Consider the following 20,282-nt stretch of genomic DNA (forward strand, 5'->3'; position numbering starts at 1 on the left):
CCGCTGCACACCCTCGGCTCAGGCCCGAGGGCAGGCTTTTGGGCGACATGCACTACAGTGCCGCGCGTCCTATTGGACGCGCAAGGGACGCTGTAGCACTTTAATTTTGTGCATGATCCTTTTTCGAAAATCGATTCCGATTTTCGGGGTCATGCGCTAGCGCACCTGATCGAGCAGGCGCTTGCATTCCAGCAGATCGAACAGCGCCTCCTGCAGCAAGGCGCGATTGTCGCGCGAGAGTTTCGACGTGCCCGGCTGCACCGGCCCGTCGTCGTCGGTCTTGCCCAGGCCGAAAAAACGCCGGCTGGGTTTCACCTTGGGCTCGCCGACCAGCATCTCGTCATCGGCGCCGCGCGGCTGGGCCGCCGGCGTCAGCGGCACCGCATCGGCCTGCCGGCGCTGCGAGATCGCCTCGACGGCCGCCATGTCGCCACTGCCGATGGCGACGAGGAAGTGATTGCCGTTCTCGCGCAGCAGCTTCTGCACGCCCTTGATCGTATAGCCCTGGTCGTAGAGCATGTGGCGGATGCCCTTGATCAGTTCGACATCCTGCGGCCGGTAGTAGCGGCGGCCGCCGCCGCGCTTCATCGGTTTGATCTGGTTGAAACGCGTTTCCCAAAAACGCAGCACATGCTGCGGCAGGTCGAGATCTTCTGCGACCTCACTGATGGTGCGGAAAGCATCGGGGCTCTTGTCCATGGGCGAAATCCTCACGCTGGAGCATGATCCCGAAAAGTGGGAATCGGTTTTCGGCCAAGATCATGCTCAACAAAGAGTCATTCCGATCCGGCTGGTTCTGCCGAATCGGGCCTTATTTCAGCGGTTTATGAAACAATATTCAAGCCCGGCGTCAAAGGAGGCGACCGTTTTCAACCGGGCTTTGACGCGCAGCCGCTATTTGCTGCCCTTGGCCTTGCTGTTCTGGTGGGCGCGCAGGATGCGGTTCTTCAGCACATTCGACGATTTGAAGGTCATCACCCGGCGCGGCAGGATCGGCACTTCTTCGCCGGTTTTCGGATTGCGCCCGATGCGCTCGTTCTTGGAGCGGACATGGAACGTCGCGAACGACGACAATTTCACCGTCTCGCCGCGAACGATCGCTTCGCAAATCTCGTCCAGAACCGCTTCGACGAGCTCGGCCGATTCAGTGCGCGACAAGCCAACCTTGCGATAAACGGCTTCAGCAAGATCGGCGCGCGTAAGTGTCTTTCCCCCCATGCGAACCGTCCCCATCAGCTCAAAAACATAACTCTATACAAGCAGAGATAGAGCCTAAGTAATTGATCCGGCAAGGTCAAGGACCGAACCTGTCAGTTCGGCACTTACCAGCGAACCAAAACCGCGCCCCAGGTGAAGCCCCCGCCCATCGCCTCGATCAGCACCAGGTCACCCTTCTTGATGCGGCCGTCGGCGACGGCCACCGACAGAGCCAGCGGCACGGAAGCCGCCGAGGTATTGCCGTGCAAATCGACCGTAACCACCACCTTTTGCTCTGCTATCCCGAGCTTTTTGGCGGAAGCGTCGATAATCCGTTTATTGGCCTGATGCGGCACGAACCAGTCGAGATCCTCAGCGGTGATGCCGGCAGCTGAGAACGTCGCCTCGATGACGTCGGTGATCATGCCGACCGCGTGCTTGAACACTTCGCGGCCTTCCATCCTGAGATGGCCCACCGTTCCAGTGGTCGACGGTCCACCATCGACGAACAGCTTGTCCTTGTGGGCCCCGTCGGAGCGCAGGCTGGCCGCCAGCACGCCGTGGTCGGCAATGCTGCCCGCCCCCTCTCCCTCTTCCAGCACCATCGCGCCGGCGCCGTCGCCGAACAGGACGCAGGTCGAGCGGTCGCTCCAGTCGAGGATGCGCGAGAAGGTTTCCGAGCCGATCACCAGCACGCGTTTGGCCAGGCCGCCGCGGATATAGAGGTCGGCTGTCGTCACCGCGTAGACAAAGCCCGAGCACACTGCCTGCATGTCGAAGGCGAAGCCGTGATGCATGCCGAGCCGGTTCTGGATGTCGACGGCGGTCGCCGGAAAGGTGTTGTTGGGCGTCGAGGTCGCCAGCACGATCAGGTCGATATCGGCCGGCGTCAGGCCGGCATTGTCGAGGGCTGCGCGCGCCGCAGCCTCGCCGAGCGAAGCCGTCGTCTCGTCGTCGGCCGCGATATGGCGCTGGCGGATGCCGGTGCGCTGGGCGATCCATTCGTCTGACGTCTCGACCATGCCTTCGAAATCGGCATTCTTCATGATGCGGCGGGGCAGCGCGGCGCCTGTGCCGCGCACGACTGATCTGATCAAGGCTCTTTCCTATTCCTCTGCGTCGGCAACGACGTCGGATTTCCTGGATGTCTGGGCATGCGGATTGCGCGCATGGAACAGGTCGAGATCGGCTTCGATGCGGTCGAGCAGATTGTTGCGTACCATGTCGTAGCCAAGCTCGATCGCCGCCGCGAAGCCGTCCGAATCAGCCCCGCCATGGCTTTTCACCACGATGCCGTTCAGACCCAGGAAAACACCGCCGTTGGAGCGGCCGACATCCATCTTTTCGCGCAGGCGATCGAAGGCGCCTTTGGCGAATATATAGCCGATCCTGGCCATCAGCGTCCGGTCCATCGCGGCACGCAGATAACCGGCGATCTGTCTTACGGTGCCTTCCGCCGTCTTCAGCGCGATGTTGCCGGCAAATCCTTCGGTGACGACCACGTCGACCGTGCCCTTGCCGATGTCGTCGCCCTCGACGAAACCATGGTAGTTCATCGAGGCCATGTTGGCCTCGCGCAACATGCGGCCCGCCTCCTTGACCTCTTCCTGGCCCTTGATCTCCTCGACGCCGACATTGAGCAGGCCGACGCTCGGCCGTTCGATGCCGAAAACCGAGCGCGCCATGCCTGTGCCCAGAATGGCAAAATCAACCAGTTGATGCGCATCCGCGCCGATGGTGGCGCCGACGTCCAGCACCACGCTTTCGCCGCGCAATGTCGGCCAGAGCGCCGCAATCGCCGGACGGTCGATGGTCGCCATGGTGCGAAGGCAGAACCTCGACATCGCCATCAGCGCGCCGGTGTTGCCGGCCGAGATGCAGGCGTCGGCAGTGCCTGCCTTGACCGCCTCGACCGCTTTCCACATCGACGACTTCCAGCGGCCATGGCGCAGCGCCTGGCTCGGCTTGTCGTCCATCCTGACTGCTATCTCGCAGTGAATGAACTCGCACACTTCCGCCAGCTTGGGGAGTTTTGCGAGTTCGGGGCGCACTGCCTCCTCGCGACCATAGATGACGAAGCGGATGTCGGGACGCCGCGTCGCGACCGTCATGAGCGCCGGGATGACCACGCTTGGTCCGTGATCGCCACCCATGGCATCGATGGAAATCCTGATCACGCGGTGTTCATCTCACAGTTTGCTTGAGCGAGCGCCTGGCGCTGGCAACGGTTTTGGGGCTCGCGAAGGTTCGGCGAAAATAGCGTTTTTGGGCTGCCGCACAACCGGCTTTCTCCGATTGGGTCGGGTTTTCAGGATTTTCCCAGCAGGGAACGCAGCTTTTGCTGGAATTCGCTTTCCGCAGCCCCGGCATCGTCGGCAGCCTCCATTGAAACGCCTTGCTTGCGCGGATAGGGATCGATCGCCAACCCAAAGAACTGTTCGGCGAGCGCCCCGACATCGATCGTATTGCCGGAAAATGTTTCCGGGCTGTCCGGCCCTTCGGCATCGAGCATTATCTCGCCGCCGCCCTCGAAACCCTGCCGCCCGAGCTTTGACTGCTCCGGCAGGAACAGTGCGTCGACCGCCTCGTCGATATGCGCCTCGACTGGGTCGAGGGTGACGATGCAGGCCTGGGTGATATCGGCCTCGACGCGGCCGCTGACCTTGACGCCGTTGCGTTTCCATGGCGCCACCAGCAGTTCGGCGCGGTAGTTCTCGACCGAGAGCAACTCGTGCTCGCCCGCCAGCGCGGCGCGCTGCGCGGCGTCGGCCTCGATCACCACCGGCAGTCCCTTTTGCGGCAGCCGGGCGACATTGGCCACGAAGGACACGGGGCTCTGGGAATCGGCGTGTTTCATCTTTTCCTTAGATAGTCTTATTTTTCTTAGATAGTCTTGGCCACGGGGAATGCCACAGTGCCGGAAACAATCGATTCGGTCGGCTGTTCCGCGAGTCGCCTGGAGACATCGGCGACGTAGCCGGCCAGTTGCGTTGCTTGCGGCCAGGTGGCGGCATCCGGCCTGACATTGCGGGCAAGGGCAGCGACAAGTGCATCATGGTCGTTTCGTTCCAGCGCATCGTCATAGGCGGCGGTGCGGCCATAAAACATCTTCGCCAGTTTCTTCATGCGCTTCGGCACACCGACGTCGCCGATGCCCAGTTCCCGCAGCGAATGCTCGACGTCCATGAAGAACTCGTCGATCAGCACCTGCGCGACCTCCCCGGCAACACCGCCCTCGCCGCGCAGCCGGTGCTGAAACAGGAACATGTGCAGCGACAGCATCTCGAAGCGGCCAAGCGGCGTGTCCGGTATATTCCAGTCGGAATAAAACACGGTTTGCCGCGCCGCTGCCACGATTTGTGCGTAAAGCGCCTCGGTGATAGCGCGGTTGGCGTGACGTTCGCGACCAAAAAGGCGCTGGAACATTGAGGGTGGTCTCCCGGGGACCGTTTGTTTGAATTGGCCTTGTTGCATCGGCGAGCAAGCTGGTTTACCGGTTTTGCGGCCCAGCGCAAGTTGCGGCCAGCTAATGGAGTTGTAGTTGCGCGCGCTGAAATTCAAGTCGACTTTTCTGTCCAGGTCCGCTTTGTCCAGGTCCACCGGCGCGGTCTCGCTGCTGGTGGTTGCATCGGCGCTGTCCGCCTGCAACTCGTCGAAAATGATCGGCGATCTCAATCCGAGCGAGACGCTGACGCAGGGCTACGTGATCGACCAGCAGGCGATCGACCTGGTGCCGGTCGGCTCGAGCCGCGAACAGGTGCTTCTGGCGCTCGGCACCCCGTCGACGAAGGCGACTTTCGACAACGAGGCCTTCTACTACATCTCGCAGACGCGCAAGCGTTACGTCGCCTTCGACAAGCCGAGGCTGGTCGATCAGAAGGTGCTGGCCGTCTATTTCGGCGAGGACGGGCGCGTTACCCAGATCGCCAATTACGGCCTGAGGGACGGCAAGGTGTTCGACTTCATCTCGCGGACCACGCCGACCGGCGGCAAGGACCAGAACTTCCTCAGCCAGATCATCGGCGGCGCCAGCAAGCTGGTGCCCGGCCTCCCCGGCGGCGGCGGCGGCTCGCCCGGCACCTGATCCATTCCGGCAGAATCAGCTTCTCATCCTTTTCTTTTGCTTCCCTGGAAGCAGCAACATCTCAGGCGACCGAAAACCCGCGGGAGCGATCCTGCGGGTTTTTGTTTTGAGACAGCAAGCCAGCGTCGCAGGCTGCGGGCCGCAGACAACTTGAACACGAGCTTTGGAGCCGTCACGGGCGTCAATGCCCTGATGCTGGACGTCCAAAATAGAAGAACCCGCGGGATCGCTCCCGCGGGTTCGCTTCTGGATTTCGGCCCCGGAAGGGCCGAGCGGCCTCAGCCGTGCGCGAGCACGGCCAGCAGCAGCAGGGCGACGATGTTGGTGATCTTGATCGCCGGGTTGACTGCCGGACCGGCGGTGTCCTTGTAGGGATCGCCAACGGTGTCGCCGGTCACCGAGGCCTTGTGTGCCTCGGAACCTTTGAGATGCTTGACGCCGTCCTTGCCGGTGAAGCCGTCCTCAAACGATTTTTTCGCGTTGTCCCACGCGCCGCCGCCAGAGGTCATCGAGATCGCGACGAACAGGCCGTTGACGATGACGCCGAGCAGCGAGGCGCCGAGCGCCGCAAAGGCTGATGCCTTCGAGCCCGAGATCAGCAGCACGCCGAAATAGACGACCAGCGGCGCCAGCACCGGCAGCAGCGACGGAATGATCATTTCCCGGATCGCCGCCTTGGTCAGAAGGTCGACCGCACGCGCATAGTTCGGCTTCGACGTGCCGGCCATGATGCCCGGATCCTCGCGGAACTGCTTGCGCACCTCCTCGACGATGGCACCCGCCGCACGGCCGACGGCGGTCATGGCGATGCCGCCGAACAGATACGGAATCAGACCGCCGAAGATCAGGCCGGCGACGACGTAAGGGTTGGAGAGGTCGAAAGAGACTTCGCCCATACCCTGGAAGTAAGGATATTTGTCGCTATTGGCGGCAAAGAACTTCAGGTCGTTGGAGTAGGCCGCGAACAGCACCAGCGCGCCGAGACCGGCCGAACCGATGGCGTAGCCCTTGGTCACCGCCTTGGTGGTGTTGCCGACGGCGTCGAGCGCATCGGTGGATTGGCGCACCTCCTTGGGCAAGCCGGCCATTTCGGCAATGCCGCCGGCATTGTCGGTGACCGGGCCGAAGGCATCGAGCGCAACGATCATGCCGGCAAGGCCGAGCATCGTGGTGACTGCGATCGCCGTGCCGTAGAGGCCGGCGAGCTGGTAGGTCGATATGATGCCGCCGATGATGACGATCGCCGGAAGTGCCGTCGATTCCAGCGAGACCGCAAGACCCTGGATGACGTTGGTGCCGTGACCGGTGACCGAAGCCTGGGCGATGGAGTTCACCGGGCGCTTGTCGGTGCCGGTATAATATTCGGTAATCACCACGATGAGGCCGGTCACCACGAGACCGATCAGGCCGCAGATGAACAGGTTCGCGCCGGTGATGGCCATGCCGTCGACCGTACCGATTTCGCCCCAGCCCAGTGTTGCCGAGGTGGCGACGCCGAGGCCGACGATCGACAGCAGGCCGGTGACGATCAGGCCCTTGTAGAGCGCGCCCATGATCGAGCCGTTGGCGCCGAGCTTGACGAAGAAAGTGCCGACGATGGACGTCAGGATGCAGGCACCGCAGATGGCCAGCGGATAGAGCATCGTGGCGCCGAGAACGGCAGTGCCGCCGAAGAAGATGGCGGCCAGAACCATGGTGGCGACCACGGTCACCGCATAGGTCTCGAACAGGTCGGCGGCCATGCCGGCGCAGTCGCCGACATTGTCGCCGACATTGTCGGCGATGGTGGCCGGATTGCGCGGATCGTCTTCGGGAATGCCGGCTTCGACCTTGCCGACGAGATCGCCGCCGACGTCGGCGCCCTTGGTGAAGATGCCGCCGCCGAGACGGGCGAAGATCGAGATCAGCGAGGCGCCGAAACCGAGCGAAACCAGCGAGTCGACGACGACACGGTCGTTGGGCTGAAGGCCCATGAATTGGGTGAGGATCAGGTAGTAGATCGAGACGCCGAGCAGGGCCAAGCCAGCCACCAGCATGCCGGTGATGGCGCCCGACTTGAAGGCGATCTCGAGGCCGGCAGCGAGGCTGTTGGAAGCCGCCTGCGCGGTGCGGACATTGGCGCGCACCGAGACGTGCATGCCGATGAAGCCGGCAGCGCCCGACAGAACGGCGCCGATCAGGAAGCCGATGGCGGCGGTGATCGAAAGCAGCCACCAGGCGAGCAGCAGGACCACGACACCGACGATGGCGATGGTGGTGTACTGGCGTGCCAGATAGGCCTGCGCGCCTTCGCGGATGGCCGCGGAAATTTCCTGCATGCGTGCATTGCCCTGATCGGCCGCGAGGACCGAACGTGTCGCCCAGATGGCGTAAAGGACTGAAAGCAGACCGCAGGCGATGACAGCTGAAATTATGGTCATTGCCGGATTTTCCTCGCTTGATGACCCAAAAGAACCCCTCCCTGGGCCGTTGAGACAGGGGAGCGGATTCCGCGCGCGGAATCCGCTCCCTTCGCACCGGCTTATGCGAAACAGGGTTGCGAACGTCAAGATATTGTTCGGTTTTTGCCCGGCTTTCGCCCAAAAGCCCCGCCTTTCGCCCAAAAGCAATGGGCGGCAACACGCTCGCCAGCGCCGCCACCCAATTAGATCGATTGAAATCGGCTGGCGGTCGTCAGCCTTTGCGCAGGTCGCAGTCAGCTTGACGACGAAGATCAGCACAGCCAGCATGGTCATGCAGAACATGAAAGCCTTCTGCTGGCCGTTCCAGATGTTGGACTGCCACACCCGTCGCGAGCCTGATCAGACAGGAAGAACTTGCAGATCAGCGCTCATGCAGCTTTGCAAATACCGGCGGGCAGCCTATCCTCAGGGTGGAATTGGAGATGACTCATGAAGTTCAAGGCGATCATTCACGAAGCCGAAGAAGGTGGCTACTGGGCCGAAGTGCCGGCAATTCCCGGCTGCGCGACCCAGGGTGAAACCTTGGACGAACTTGTCGAGAACTTGCGTGAAGCGATCGAAGGCTGTCTCTCGGTAGAGCCGCTATCTTTCACTTCAGAACCCGGCCGGGTCATGGAAATCGCTGTTTGAAGTCCATTTCCGGCAAGGAGCGTGCAATCGCGCGTCGCGTTTGGCCGGCCTCATGCGACGCGCTTTAGGTTGTTGTTTTTACGCATGTCGTTATCACAAAACCGCTGCACACTTTTGCGCGACATGCATTACAGCGCCGCGCGTCCGTTTGGACGCGCAAAGGACGCTGTAGCACTTTGATTTTGCGCATGATCCTTTCCGAACCTTCGGTTCGGGGTCATGCGCTGGTCGGCCGGGCGCCCGTCATCTTCAGCACGCCCAGCGCCACGAAGCACAGCACCGTCACCGGGAAGATGATCCAGTTCAGCATCTCCCAGCCCCAGGCGTTGTAGACCGCGCCCGACATCAGCGAGGCGAAGGCGACGGAGCCGAACAGGACGAAATCGTGAAAACCCTGGACCTTGCCCTTTTCGGATGGCCGGTAGCTGTCGGCGACCATGGCGGTGGCGCCGATGAAACCGAAATTCCAGCCGAGGCCGAGCAGGATCAGCGCCGTCCAGAACTGCCACAGTGCCAGGCCCGACAGCGCCACCACGGCGCAGCCGATGAGCAGCACAAGTCCCGTTGCGACGATCCGTTCGGCGCCGAAGCGATAGATCAGCGAGCCGGTGAAGAAACTCGGCGCGAACATCGCCATGACATGCCAGGAAATACCAAGCGTGGCGTCGTCCGTCGAAAGGCCGCAGCCGACCATGGCGAGCGGTGCGCCGGTCATGACGAAGCTCATCAGCGCGTAGCTACCGACGGCACAAAACAGCGCCGCCACAAAACGCGGCCTGGTGACGATCTCGGAGAGCGGCCGCGCGTCGCTGTCGGCGATTTCCGCTTTGCCCGTCGCCTTGGCAGGGATGCGCAGCAACGACAGGATGGCGGCGCCGACCGCCGCCAGCACCAGGATTGACGCGAACGAGCCGGCAAACATCACCGGCGCAAACAATTCGCGGGTGAAGATGACGATCTGCGGCCCAAGGATGGCGGTGACGATGCCGCCGGCCAGCACAAAGGAGATGGCGCGGGCCTTGAATTCAGACGGCGCGTTGTCGGCGGCCGCGAAGCGGAATTGCTGGACGAAGGCACCGCCGATGCCGATCACCAGCAGGCCGAAGGCAAACAGCCAGAAGCTGGCGTAAAACAGCGCCAGCGTGGCGACCAGACCACCGAGCGCGGTGACGATCGTGCCGGTCATGAAGCCGTCGCGCTGGCCGAGCCGGCGGATGATGGCTGCGGCCGGCAGGGCGCCGAGCGCCACGCCGACGTTGAAGCCGGTGATCGGCGCCGTCGCCAGCGACTTGTCGGAGTCGAGCAGATAGTGCCCGGCCAACCCACCCACGGAAATGGCGATGGGTGCGGCCGAGCCGATGATGGCCTGCGAAGCGGCAAGGATGAGCGCCGTGCGGCGCGCTTCCCTGCTAGCGTCGGCGATAGCGACGGCCGTCATGAAGCGTCCTTGCCACGCCCCTCGCCGCGCACCCGGCGCGACACGCGATCGAGCACCGCGTTGACCAGCTTCGGCTCGTCTTCTTCGTAAAACGCCTTGGCGATGTCGATATATTCCGAAACGATGACAGCCACCGGCACGTCCTCTCGCTTCATCAGTTCGTAGACGCCGGCGCGCAATATGGCGCGCAGCGTCGAATCGAGCCTGGACAGCGGCCAGTCCTCGGTCAGCGCCTGGCGGATGATCGGATCAATGGTTTTCTGGTTCTCGACGACGCCGGCCAGGATGGCGCGGAACCATTGCGCGTCGGCCTCGCGATAGAGCGCGCCGTCGACTTCCTTGCCGAGCCTGAACGCCTCGTATTCGGCGGTGATCTCGAAGACGCCGCTGCCGGCCACATCCATCTGGTAGAGCGCCTGCACGGCGGCCAGACGGGCAGCACCGCGCTTGTTGGCGTGGCGTACCGCGGGCTGGCCGGGTGATGCGGGTTCGCTCACGATCGCTCCCCCAACTGTTGCTTGAGGGCAATCATGGTCAGCGCCGCACGCGCGGCAAAGCCGCCCTTGTCGCCTTCCGAACGCCTGGCCCGCGTCCAGGCCTGCTCGTCATTTTCGGTGGTCAGGATGCCGTTGCCGATGCAAACCGCTTCCTGCACGGACAGGTCCATCAGGGCACGGCTGGATTCATTGGCGACGATGTCGAAATGATAGGTGTCACCGCGCACGACGGTGCCGAGGGCGACAAAACCATCATAGCTCGGCCCGCCTTCGGCGGCGCCGTCGAGCGCGAAGGAAATCACCGCGGGAATTTCGAGTGAGCCCGGAACGGTGACGACATCGTATGTCGCGCCCGCTTCGTCGAGCGCGCTTGTCGCACCTTCGAGCAGCGCGTCGGCAAGGTCGTCATGGAAGCGTGCCTCGATGACAAGAAGGTGGGCCTTCTTCTTCGGGCGAATGAACGCTTTGCCGTGTTGGGATGTGCCAGCCATAGATGTCTCCGGGATCGCCGGTGACTTAGGCCGAAGCCGGTTTGATCGCAAGCAGAAGATTGGTGGAGACGAGCCAGGCTTATCGCATCTTTGGGCGAGGTGCGGAGTGGGGGCAGCCAGCACCGATGCTTTCAGCCCACACAAGAACGGCCTCGTGATCCACCACACGGCCGTCATCCACGTCGGCCAAGGCTTCGCGCGTCAGCCGCTCTTCCTCTTTGGAATCCCTGCTTTCCATCAAAGTCCCTTCCTCATTTGAACAGCTCAGCGATATCAGCCATCGGCCGGAACAGCTTCATTGGCTGATCTGGGAACGGCAGAAAGCTCTCGCGTTGATAGAAGCGGCGTGCGTCTTCGCCTTTGGCGTCGACTATAACAGCGAACGAGGCAATCTCGCTTCTGACGCACCGGGACAGTGCATCGGCCAAGAGATAGCGACCATGGCCTTGCCCCCGATATCGCCGATCAACGGCGAGACGACCAAGCAGCGTCGCTGGAATGAGGGGGTAGCGAGGAAGCTTGCGGATGGTCTGGGCGGGCCACTCGCCAATATCCACGGCAGTCGCCGACAACGTGTAGTAGCCGGCGATGGCTCCGTCCGGCAGGACAAGAACAAACGGTGCCGCGATGTTCTTGCGCGCGTCCTGTCCAGCCTGCATTCGGAAATATCGATCGAGCGGCTCTACGTCGCTCTCGAACGAAGTCCTTTCGTGATGTGGGCCAAGCACCTCAACCCGAAGAGAATCCTCGTTGGAGGCGCTCACTCGTCAGGTGCCGGTGGCCTGACGATACCGACGCACGGTATCGCGCAAACGATCGTTTACCGGCTGCGGATTGATTAGGGCATCGACGAAGGCCCGGCTGTCGCGGACAGACAAATCGAGACGCTGATGCTCCTCGATGGTCCTGCGGGCGGCTTCTTGCACACTGGTCAGCACGAAATCCGTCACCGTCCGGCCCTGCAGGGCCGCAGCATGTTCAATTAGGCTTTTCTGGTCGGCCGTAACGCGCGTCTCCAAACGCTCGCCACGGACACGGCCGCGAGGTGGGTGTGCATGTGCTGTCATCGTCATTCTCCAGCCGACAATGTACGGCCAATGGCCGGAAACTTCAAGGCTGTTGCCTCAAAGCCCCTCTTTCGCGGCCTCGGCCAAGCGCGCCGCATAGCGAGCCATGGTGTCGATCTCGAGATTGACCCGGTCGCCGACCTGGCGTTCGCCCCAGGTGGTCACCGTCAGCGAGTGATGGATCAGCAGCACGTCGAAGCGGGTGCCTTCGACCTTGTTGACGGTGAGCGAAGTGCCGTCGAGCGCGACCGAGCCCTTGGGTGCGATGAATTTGGCCAGATCACGCGGCGCATCCAGCGTGAAGCGCACAGCGTCGCCTTCCTCCTTGCGCCACACGATCTCGGCCATGCCGTCGACATGGCCTGAAACGATGTGCCCACCGAGTTCGTCGCCGATCTTCAGCGCCCGCTCCAGATTGATCCTCGTGCCGGATTTCCAGCCCATCGCTGTGGTCAGCCTAAGCGCTTCTTCCCAGGCCTCGACTTCGAACCAGCGCGCATTGGCGCCGCTTTCCGGCAGCGCCGTGACCGTCAGGCAGACGCCGCCACAAGAAATCGAAGCACCGATGGCGATGGTCTGCGGGTCATAGGCGGTGTCGATGCGCAGGCCGACGCCCTCTCTCAGCGGCTTCACGGCAGCGACGGTGCCGACATCGGTGACAATCCCGGTAAACATCAGATGTCCCTTATCCACTCGGCGTAGCTGTCTTCGCCGAAACGCATGTCGCGCAATTTGCGAAATCCTGCCGGGATATGGTCGGCGTCGATGGGCGATGCAATGCCGCTCTTGCCGATCGGCTTCTGCCCCTGGAATAGCACGATGCGGTCGACCAGCCCTTCGGCGAGGAAGGCTTTGGCCACCTTGGCGCCACCCTCGACCAGCACGCTGGCCATGCCGAGCGCCGCCAGATCCTCGAGCAGTTCCGGCAGCGCAATATCGCCCTCATACGTCTCGGTGCCGATGAAGCGCACGCCGGCGCGTTCGAGCGCGGCCCGCCGGTACGGGTCGGCTTCGGCGCAGGCGGCGACATAGAGCGGAACCCGCTCGACGCCGGCGACCAGTTTCGACGTTTCCGGCAGCCTGATCTGGCGGTCGAGCACGATGCGCGCCGGCGAACGGTTTTCCAGCCCCGGCAACCGCACCGTCAGCGCCGGATCGTCCTCCAGCGCCGTGCCGATGCCGATCAATATGCCGTCGGCTTCGGCCCGCATCATATAGACTTCGCGCCGGGCGACGTCGCCGGTGATCGAGACCTGCCCCTCGCCTTCCATGCCGATCTTGCCATCGCTGGAAAGTGCAAGTTTCAGGATCACTTCCGGACGCTTTTTCAGAGATCGAATGAGATAGCCGGCCATCTGCTCGGCGGCTTCTGCCAGCAGCACCTTTTCGACCACTTCGACACCGGCGGCATGCAGGATCGCATAGCCGTTGCCGGACACGCGTGGATCGGGGTCGCTCGCAGCCCCAACTACCCGCGCGACGCCGGCATTGAGCAGTGCAGTGGCGCAAGGTGGCGTGCGGCCATGGTGGGCGCAGGGCTCCAGTGTGACATAGGCGGTGGCGCCGCGTGCGAGCTCGCCGGCCTCGGCCAGCGCCTCGGTCTCGGCATGCGGCCGGCCGCCGACAGCGGTGACACCGGTGCCGACGATCATCGGCCCGGTGCCGTCGTCGCGCACGATCAGTGTGCCGACGGACGGGTTGGTCGAGGTCCGCCCGGCATTTTTCCGCGACAGCCTGAGTGCTGCCGCCATGAAGCGGCGATCAAGAACTTCTTGTTCGGCTTGGCTGCGCCTTGCCATGCTCAGCCGGCGTCCTCTTCCTTGAGCTCGTCACCCTTCAGTTCGCCCAGCACGTCGTGGAAATCCTTGGCCTCGCGGAAATTGCGATAGACCGAGGCGAAGCGGACATAAGCGACGTCGTCGAGCGATTTCAGCGCCTCCATCACCAGGCGGCCGACCTCGCCCGAGGCGACTTCGGTCTCGCCCGAGCTTTCGAGCTGGCGCACGATGCCGGTCACCGCGCGGTCGATACGCTCGGGATCGACATTGCGCTTGCGCACGGCGATCTCGACCGAGCGCAGCAGCTTGTCGCGGTCGAACGGCACCTTGCGCCCGGACTTCTTCACCACCACGAGGTCGCGCAACTGCACGCGTTCGAAGGTGGTGAAGCGGCCGCCGCAATCGGGGCAGACGCGCCGCCTGCGGATCGCCGCGCCATCTTCGGCGGGGCGCGAATCCTTCACCTGCGTATCTTCGGACTGGCAGTAGGGACAGCGCATGGACAGCCTTATGTTCGCGATTCTCGTGGAGCGAAAGGCTTAGAGGTTTTTGCCGGGATGGCAAAGCACCGGGGTGGTCTCTCGCGCCTCAGAGATAGCGAGGCGCGAGAAAAATTGCCAGCATCATACGAGACGGCAACACCGGCCGATTACGGAGCGACGTCACCAGTCGGGAACCCACATGACACGCCGAGGCTGCGATAGGCCTTGGTGAAGCCGTCCATCGATACGGTCGCGACCGCTGTGTCGGCGAACGTGACATCGAGTGCGCTGGCGCGGCGCATGGCACGCAGCAGCGCCAGGCTGATCTCGGGCTTGTTGTTCAACATCCATTTTCCGCCGGCACCGGCCATGGCATTGACCGTCGCCTTGACCTTGCCGTTGCTGTCGCCGAACACCGCCGAAATATTCTCGCCAGTCGGCAAGTCCTTGTTCTTCATGGCGATGACAAGCGTCGGATAGCCACTGGGCGGCAGTGCATCGCCGTTCGAGATGGCGAGCGTGAGAGTGCCGCTGGTACCGCTCGCGTCGAGAAAGGCGGTCGAGGCGACGCAGGTCTTGCGCAGATCCTCGCCGGTATCGATCTCGTCCACAGTGGTGGACCACATGCCGAAGGTTTCGGTCTTCGGTGCGGCTGGGGTGGGCGCAGACTGTGCCAAGGCGGCGGACAACGGCAAGGCGGTCAATGTCGCCACTACGCCAAGCGCGCAAAACCCAGCGACACGGAAAATCTGCATCATCGTCAAGCCTCCTGTCCGGACTCGGTCCCCACTGCAACAGTGCTTCTCGTGCGGCCGATAACGGATGACACTTTGCGTAAGCTCAACCGAGATAGGGATAGAGCGGAAAACGATCCGTCAACGCCGCCACCTTCGCCTTCACCGCGGCCTCGACGGCTGCATTGCCTTCGTCGGAATTCGCGGCCTTGAGCCCGTCCAGCACCTCGGCGATCAGCTTGCCGATCTCGCGGAACTCGGCCTGGCCGAAGCCGCGCGTGGTGCCGGCCGGCGTGCCGAGCCGCACACCCGAGGTGACGAACGGCTTTTCGGGATCGAAAGGAATGCCGTTCTTGTTGCAGGTGATGTTGGCGCGGCCAAGCGCTGCCTCGGCGCGCTTGCCGGTGGCGTTCTTGGGGCGCAGGTCGACCAGCATCAGATGGTTGTCGGTGCCGCCGGAGACGATGTCGAGACCGGTTTCCTGCAGGCTGGAGGCCAGCGCCTTGGCATTGGCGGCAACGCCCTCGGCATAGACCTTGAAGCTCGGCTTCAGCGCTTCGCCGAAGGCCACCGCCTTGGCGGCGATGACATGCATCAGCGGCCCGCCCTGCAGGCCCGGAAACACCGCCGAGTTCATCTTCTTGGCGATCTCCTCGTCGTTGCACAGGATCATGCCGCCACGCGGGCCGCGCAGCGACTTGTGCGTGGTGGTGGTAACCACATGGGCATATGGCAGCGGCGACGGATGCACGCCACCGGCGACCAGGCCGGCGATATGGGCCATGTCGACCATCAAATAGGCGCCGATCGAGTCGGCGATCTCGCGAAAACGCTTCCAGTCCCAGACGCGCGAATAGGCGGTGCCGCCGGCCAGGATCAGCTTCGGCCTGGTCTCTTGGGCGGTCTTCTCGATCGCATCCATGTCGAGCAGATGATCGTCCCTGCGCACGCCGTAGGAAACGACCTTGAACCATTTGCCGCTCATATTGACCGGCGAACCGTGCGTCAGGTGGCCACCGGAATTGAGGTCGAGACCCATGAAGGTGTCGCCGGGCTGCAGCAGCGCCAGGAACACCGCCTGGTTCATCTGGCTGCCGGAATTCGGCTGAACGTTGGCGAAGTTACAGCTGAACAGCTTTTTCGCACGCTCGATGGCCAGGTCCTCGGCCACGTCGACGAACTGGCAGCCGCCATAGTAGCGCTTGCCTGGATAGCCCTCGGCATATTTGTTGGTCATGATCGACCCTTGCGCTTCCAGAACGGCGCGGGAGACGATGTTTTCCGATGCGATAAGCTCGATCTCGTGGCGCTGGCGGCCGAGTTCGTTGCGGATCGCGCCGAAAATCTCCGGATCCGCATCGGCAAGCGTGGTTTCGAAGAAGGATTCGAATTTGTTCGACACTGCCGCTGCTGTTGCCATGCTTGAGATCCTTGTCGTCCGGGGGGCCTGCCGCGCCATTAACACAGTTGCTTTCGCCCCGCCACGTTTGCAGCGCGAAATTTGCTGGCCGGATTGCGGCAGCAAGGCGAAGAGCTGGCTATTTCCTCGCCTGACGGCCCTTCAGCAAAGCTTCCGTAAGCGTAATCTCAGTAAGCAGCGCCTGCATGGTGTGATCGTTGATCTCACGGCTGCGAAACATGGCGCGCACCGCCTTGCGCTCGGCCTCGATGCCGGCGAGCCTCATTTCGAGCTCCAGCCGTCCGGCTTCACGGGCTTCAGTGCGCGCTTAATCAGCCTCGTCGGAGGCGGCGATGCGGCGGCGGTAACCGGCGACAATGCTGTCGGCCGCGGCGAGCCGGGCGCCGGGCACCTCACCTTCGTCCCCGTCTTCCGCACCGGCGATGCTCTCGATGCGGTCGATGGCGGCCTTGGCCGCGCCGACACGCGCCAGGCGTTCCTCGGCAGCGCCGGCATCCTCGCCCGGGTCAACCAGCCCGCGCGCAATCCAGGGCAGCGTGAGGCTGGCGATGGCCAGTGAGCAGATGATGACGCCGGCGGCCAGGAAGATCGCCACGTCTCGCGCCGGAAAGGGCGAGCCGTCCGGCATGGCGAGCGGCAGCGACAGGATGCCGGCCAGCGTTATCGCGCCACGCACGCCGGCCACCGAGCCGGCGAGGAGAATACGCAGTCCGAACGGCTCGGCCTTGCGCTTGCGCAATCGCGCCACGACGCGGGCCGTAGTGTCGCCAATCCAGATCCAGACAAAGCGCAGCGCGATCAGGCACAGCGTCAGCGCCAACACCGTCAGGATCGGCTGGATGACCGGATAGCGGCCGCTGAGCTCGGGCGGCACGTTGCCAATGATGTCGGGGAACTGCAGGCCGAGCAGGATGAAGAGCGCGCCGTTGAAAACGAAAGACAGCGTCGTCCACAGCGACATCGTCTGGATACGCGCCGAAACGCCGAGGAAGCGGAATATTCCGGAACCGCCGGTCAGCACGCCGGCAGTGACCGCAGCCAGGATACCCGAAGCCCCGACATGCTCGGCGTCGAAGGGCAGCAGGATCATGATCAGCACCTGCGCCTCGGCTGGCACGCCGCCGATGCGGTTCAGCAATTGCAGCGCCTTGGCGGCAACGAACAATGCCACCACGCCGGCCAGGATGCCGACTGCCACGGCGTAGAGGAAAGTCAGAGATACCGCGGCGAAGGAAAAACTGCCGGTCAACACCGCCGCCACCGCGAAACGGAACATGACCAGTCCCGACGCATCGTTGAGCAGCGACTCGCCTTCCAGAATGTGCATCAGCCGTGCCGGAACCACATTCTTGTCGACGATCGAGGACACGGCCACTGCGTCGGTCGGCGACAGCACCGCGGCGAGCGCGAAAGCGACGACGAGCGGAACGCTCGGCACCAGCCAGTGCAAGGCGTAGCCGAAGCCGACGATGGTGAAGAAGACCAGCCCGATGGCAAGGTCCAGTATCGGCCCGCGCAGCGCCACCAGTTCGCGCTTCGGCGCGCCATAGGCATCGCTGAACAGCAGCGGCGGAATGAACACCAGCAGGAAAAGCTCGGGGTCGATCTCGACATGGATGCCGCGCATCGGCCAGGCGAGTGCGGCACCTATGGCAATCTGCAGCACCGGCAACGGCACCCGCACCAGCCGGACCAGCGCGCCGGAAACGGCGACGAAGACGAGCACGATCAGGATGAAGATGGCGACTTGCATGGGCCTGTACCGAACGGCGCTTTCCGGACCCGGCGCAAAGCGCGCCCCCCAGCCGGATGCAAAAAGGCCGCCCTCACCGGCGGCCCTTTCAGTAAAAAAATCAGTCGCTTAGAGCGCGGAGGTGATCTGCAGCTCGTTGGCTCCGTCGAGCCCGTAGATGTCGTCGCGGAACTGCACGACGCCAGGCCCCGTCGACCAGGCCGAGATGTAGAGGAAAAAGACCGGCACCGGGTTGGTGACCTGCACCGGGATGTTCTCGCCGCTCTTGATCGCTGCCTCGAAATACTGGCGGCTCCAGCCCGGCGTGTCGCGCAGGATCCAGGTGACGAGGTCGCGTACGTTCTGGACGCGCACGCAGCCCGAGGAATCGAAGCGCATCATCTTGCCGAACAGGCTCTGCTGCGGCGTGTCGTGCATGTAGACGCCGTCCGGGCTCGGGAAATTGATCTTGACCGAGGCCATCGCATTGCCGGCGCCCGGATCCTGGCGAAACCGGTATTTCTCCGCGTCGTCGGTCGACCAGTCGACGGTCAGCGGATCGACCTCGCTGCCGTCCGGTGCGAACAGACGGATGTTGCTGTCCTTGAGATAGTTGGGGTCCTTCCGCATCAGCGGAATGATGTCCTTGCGCACGATCGAGACCGGCGCGTTCCAGTAGGGATTGACGATGATCTCGTTGATCTTGGAATCGACGATCGGAGTCTGGCGGTCGATTTTGCCGACAACGGCGGTGTGGCGCAGCACGACGCGGTCGTTCTCGACCGCTTCGATCTGGGCACCCGGAATGTCGACCAATACATAACGGTTGCCCAGCGTGCCGGCGCGCTCGTGCAGCCGCTGCAGATTGGTCTGCAGCTGGCCAAGCCGGACCTGCGCCGAAACATTCATCGCCGCATACGAATATTGGCCCAGTGTCCCGTCGGAAGGCAGGCCATGGCGCGCCTGGAAGCGCTTGACCGCCGCATCGACGTAGGAATCGAAGGCCTCTGACAGGCCGGCGCTCTGCGCCAGGTCGCCCGAAATCATCAAGCGCCTGCGCAATGGCACCACATCGGGATCGATGACGCCGAGCTGCAATTTCTTGGTGTCCGGGACCGGCTGCCAGCCGCCCTGCGCGACAATATTCTGATACTGCGCGATCGCCTGCTCGGTGAACGCAACGGTCTGCAGGCTGACGATCGGCAGCGTCGAGGCCACCTTGCCGCCCTGGCTGGCCCGGGCGTCGAACTGGTCGTCCCAGTTGCCGCGGCCGGAGGATTTCAGGATATCCGCGATCACGTCCTGCGCGCTGGCGCCGCCGGCAATCATCGTCGCGGCCAACGCGGAGGCTCCAGAAAGGAAGAAACGGCGACTGGTTCTCATTTACGCTCCAGACATTCCTGTAACAGTTTTTTCACCGGGCGATCCCGCCCGTACTCTAGGGTTGGCGTCGTTAACAATTAGCCAACCATGGCCCCCTGTTGCTGCTGTGTGAGAACGCGCCGGGCGCCATGCGCGTTCAGAGAGACGGTTGGCAGGGAGACGGTTGGCTCTCGCCGCAACATCACCCGCATTCTCGCTTTCACCGGGAATATGGCGGCAACGTGACCCTGACCGCGATTTGGATCGTCTGGCGTGACGAAACGGAAAGACCGGTGCTTTTCGGCACCGGTCTTTAGGTCGCTCCCGACCGCGCTTCTTCGGCGCGGTTTCCCCTACATGCTGCGGATGCGTTACATCCGGTAAGCGATGGTGTCGTTCCAGAAGCGGTCGAGGCGCTGCAGGGCGCGATTCATCTGCTTGAATTCTTCCGTGTTGATGCCGCCGACCTGCTCGATCGAGCCGACATGGCGCTCGTATAGGCCGGCGACGACTTCCGCCACCTCACTGCCCTTTGGCGTCAGCGAGATCCGCACCGAGCGGCGGTCGATGCGCGAGCGCTGGTGGTTGATGAAGCCGAGATCGACCAGCTTCTTCAGATTGTAGGAGACGTTCGAGCCGAGATAGTAGCCGCGCGAGCGCAGCTCGCCGGCGGTCAGCTCCGAATTGCCGATGTTGAAGAGCAGCAGCGCCTGGATGGCGTTGATGTCGGAACGGCCGTTGCGGTCGAATTCGTCCTTGATCACGTCAAGCAGGCGGCGGTGCAGGCGCTCCACCAGTTGCAGTGACTCCATGTACAGCGAACGGATCGCCTCGCGACGGTCATCGGATACGTTGGCGGTCTTCGCCGCCGGACGGGAATTGATCATTGTCTTTGCCTCTCGTTTGTC

The 20,282-nt window shown here is 63.1% G+C and carries 21 protein-coding genes and 1 pseudogene; 2 read left to right on the top strand and 20 right to left on the bottom strand.

Annotated elements, in window-relative coordinates; translation table 11 throughout:
• Positions 1 to 156: 156 nt before the first annotated feature.
• The 6 genes from AC0L3N_RS07450 to AC0L3N_RS07475 all read right to left on the bottom strand — a co-directional run bounded on the left by AC0L3N_RS07450 (position 157) and on the right by AC0L3N_RS07475 (position 4,623).
• Entirely contained in the window at positions 157 to 699 is a 543-nt protein-coding gene (locus AC0L3N_RS07450; RefSeq protein WP_123147533.1) for a MerR family transcriptional regulator, read from the bottom strand.
• A 195-nt stretch (positions 700 to 894) separates the two neighbouring features.
• Entirely contained in the window at positions 895 to 1,218 is a 324-nt protein-coding gene (locus AC0L3N_RS07455) for an integration host factor subunit alpha (protein WP_095485783.1), read from the bottom strand.
• A gap of 104 nt (positions 1,219 to 1,322) precedes the next feature.
• Positions 1,323 to 2,294 (bottom strand): beta-ketoacyl-ACP synthase III, encoded by a 972-nt coding sequence (locus tag AC0L3N_RS07460; protein WP_473546726.1) that lies wholly within the window; start codon positions 2,292 to 2,294, stop codon positions 1,323 to 1,325.
• Between the two features lie 9 nt (positions 2,295 to 2,303).
• Positions 2,304 to 3,374 (bottom strand): phosphate acyltransferase PlsX, encoded by a 1,071-nt coding sequence (plsX, locus tag AC0L3N_RS07465; RefSeq protein WP_095491041.1) that lies wholly within the window; start codon positions 3,372 to 3,374, stop codon positions 2,304 to 2,306.
• Between the two features lie 131 nt (positions 3,375 to 3,505).
• Positions 3,506 to 4,054: a YceD family protein gene (locus AC0L3N_RS07470; RefSeq protein WP_473546728.1), complete on the bottom strand. Its 549-nt coding sequence runs from the start codon at positions 4,052 to 4,054 to the stop codon at positions 3,506 to 3,508.
• Between the two features lie 26 nt (positions 4,055 to 4,080).
• Positions 4,081 to 4,623 (bottom strand): ubiquinol-cytochrome C chaperone family protein, encoded by a 543-nt coding sequence (locus AC0L3N_RS07475; protein ID WP_473546730.1) that lies wholly within the window; start codon positions 4,621 to 4,623, stop codon positions 4,081 to 4,083.
• A gap of 115 nt (positions 4,624 to 4,738) precedes the next feature.
• Here AC0L3N_RS07475 and AC0L3N_RS07480 point away from each other — a divergent pair, with 115 nt between their 5' ends.
• Positions 4,739 to 5,281 carry an outer membrane protein assembly factor BamE gene (locus AC0L3N_RS07480; RefSeq protein ID WP_473546732.1) on the top strand — a complete coding sequence of 181 codons (543 nt, stop codon included), beginning with the start codon at positions 4,739 to 4,741 and terminating at the stop codon, positions 5,279 to 5,281.
• A 278-nt stretch (positions 5,282 to 5,559) separates the two neighbouring features.
• On the opposite strand, the gene AC0L3N_RS07485 is transcribed toward AC0L3N_RS07480, so the two are convergent.
• Positions 5,560 to 7,701 (bottom strand): sodium-translocating pyrophosphatase, encoded by a 2,142-nt coding sequence (locus AC0L3N_RS07485; RefSeq protein WP_473546734.1) that lies wholly within the window; start codon positions 7,699 to 7,701, stop codon positions 5,560 to 5,562.
• A 471-nt stretch (positions 7,702 to 8,172) separates the two neighbouring features.
• Between AC0L3N_RS07485 and AC0L3N_RS07490 the strand changes: the two genes are divergently transcribed.
• Positions 8,173 to 8,373: a type II toxin-antitoxin system HicB family antitoxin gene (locus tag AC0L3N_RS07490; RefSeq protein ID WP_023798395.1), complete on the top strand. Its 201-nt coding sequence runs from the start codon at positions 8,173 to 8,175 to the stop codon at positions 8,371 to 8,373.
• A gap of 217 nt (positions 8,374 to 8,590) precedes the next feature.
• On the opposite strand, the gene AC0L3N_RS07495 is transcribed toward AC0L3N_RS07490, so the two are convergent.
• From AC0L3N_RS07495 to ldtR, 13 genes and pseudogenes are all read right to left on the bottom strand, one after another.
• Complete coding sequence (locus tag AC0L3N_RS07495; protein WP_473546736.1) at positions 8,591 to 9,811, bottom strand: MFS transporter; 1,221 nt, start codon at positions 9,809 to 9,811, stop codon at positions 8,591 to 8,593.
• Complete coding sequence (gene nusB, locus AC0L3N_RS07500) at positions 9,808 to 10,308, bottom strand: transcription antitermination factor NusB (protein WP_123147541.1); 501 nt, start codon at positions 10,306 to 10,308, stop codon at positions 9,808 to 9,810. The genes AC0L3N_RS07495 and nusB overlap by 4 nt, the downstream gene beginning before the upstream one ends.
• On the bottom strand, positions 10,305 to 10,799 hold the full coding sequence (gene ribH, locus AC0L3N_RS07505; RefSeq protein ID WP_123147542.1) for a 6,7-dimethyl-8-ribityllumazine synthase: 495 nt from the start codon (positions 10,797 to 10,799) through the stop codon (positions 10,305 to 10,307). The genes nusB and ribH overlap by 4 nt, the downstream gene beginning before the upstream one ends.
• Before the next feature lie 251 nt (positions 10,800 to 11,050).
• A complete protein-coding gene (locus AC0L3N_RS07510; RefSeq protein WP_123147543.1) occupies positions 11,051 to 11,563 on the bottom strand; it encodes a GNAT family N-acetyltransferase in 513 nt (170 codons plus the stop codon).
• Positions 11,564 to 11,566: 3 nt separating this feature from the next.
• Entirely contained in the window at positions 11,567 to 11,872 is a 306-nt protein-coding gene (locus AC0L3N_RS07515) for a type II toxin-antitoxin system TacA family antitoxin (protein WP_374120279.1), read from the bottom strand.
• Positions 11,873 to 11,923: 51 nt separating this feature from the next.
• Positions 11,924 to 12,541 (bottom strand): riboflavin synthase, encoded by a 618-nt coding sequence (locus AC0L3N_RS07520; protein WP_123147544.1) that lies wholly within the window; start codon positions 12,539 to 12,541, stop codon positions 11,924 to 11,926.
• Positions 12,541 to 13,665: a bifunctional diaminohydroxyphosphoribosylaminopyrimidine deaminase/5-amino-6-(5-phosphoribosylamino)uracil reductase RibD gene (gene ribD / locus AC0L3N_RS07525; protein ID WP_123147545.1), complete on the bottom strand. Its 1,125-nt coding sequence runs from the start codon at positions 13,663 to 13,665 to the stop codon at positions 12,541 to 12,543. Before ribD ends, AC0L3N_RS07520 begins: the two co-directional genes overlap by 1 nt.
• Before the next feature lie 2 nt (positions 13,666 to 13,667).
• On the bottom strand, positions 13,668 to 14,144 hold the full coding sequence (gene nrdR / locus AC0L3N_RS07530; protein ID WP_023798407.1) for a transcriptional regulator NrdR: 477 nt from the start codon (positions 14,142 to 14,144) through the stop codon (positions 13,668 to 13,670).
• Positions 14,145 to 14,293: 149 nt separating this feature from the next.
• Entirely contained in the window at positions 14,294 to 14,881 is a 588-nt protein-coding gene (locus tag AC0L3N_RS07535; RefSeq protein ID WP_425294090.1) for a hypothetical protein, read from the bottom strand.
• An 85-nt stretch (positions 14,882 to 14,966) separates the two neighbouring features.
• Complete coding sequence (gene glyA, locus AC0L3N_RS07540; RefSeq protein ID WP_123147547.1) at positions 14,967 to 16,280, bottom strand: serine hydroxymethyltransferase; 1,314 nt, start codon at positions 16,278 to 16,280, stop codon at positions 14,967 to 14,969.
• Positions 16,281 to 16,398: 118 nt separating this feature from the next.
• Positions 16,399 to 18,033, bottom strand: a pseudogene (locus tag AC0L3N_RS07545) (Na+/H+ antiporter).
• Positions 18,034 to 18,141: 108 nt separating this feature from the next.
• On the bottom strand, positions 18,142 to 19,395 hold the full coding sequence (locus tag AC0L3N_RS07550) for a L,D-transpeptidase family protein (protein WP_473487715.1): 1,254 nt from the start codon (positions 19,393 to 19,395) through the stop codon (positions 18,142 to 18,144).
• Between the two features lie 350 nt (positions 19,396 to 19,745).
• Positions 19,746 to 20,261: a transcriptional regulator LdtR gene (gene ldtR / locus AC0L3N_RS07555; RefSeq protein ID WP_473487716.1), complete on the bottom strand. Its 516-nt coding sequence runs from the start codon at positions 20,259 to 20,261 to the stop codon at positions 19,746 to 19,748.
• Positions 20,262 to 20,282: the final 21 nt, after the last annotated feature.

Source organism: Mesorhizobium sp. WSM4807 (assembly GCF_055811615.1).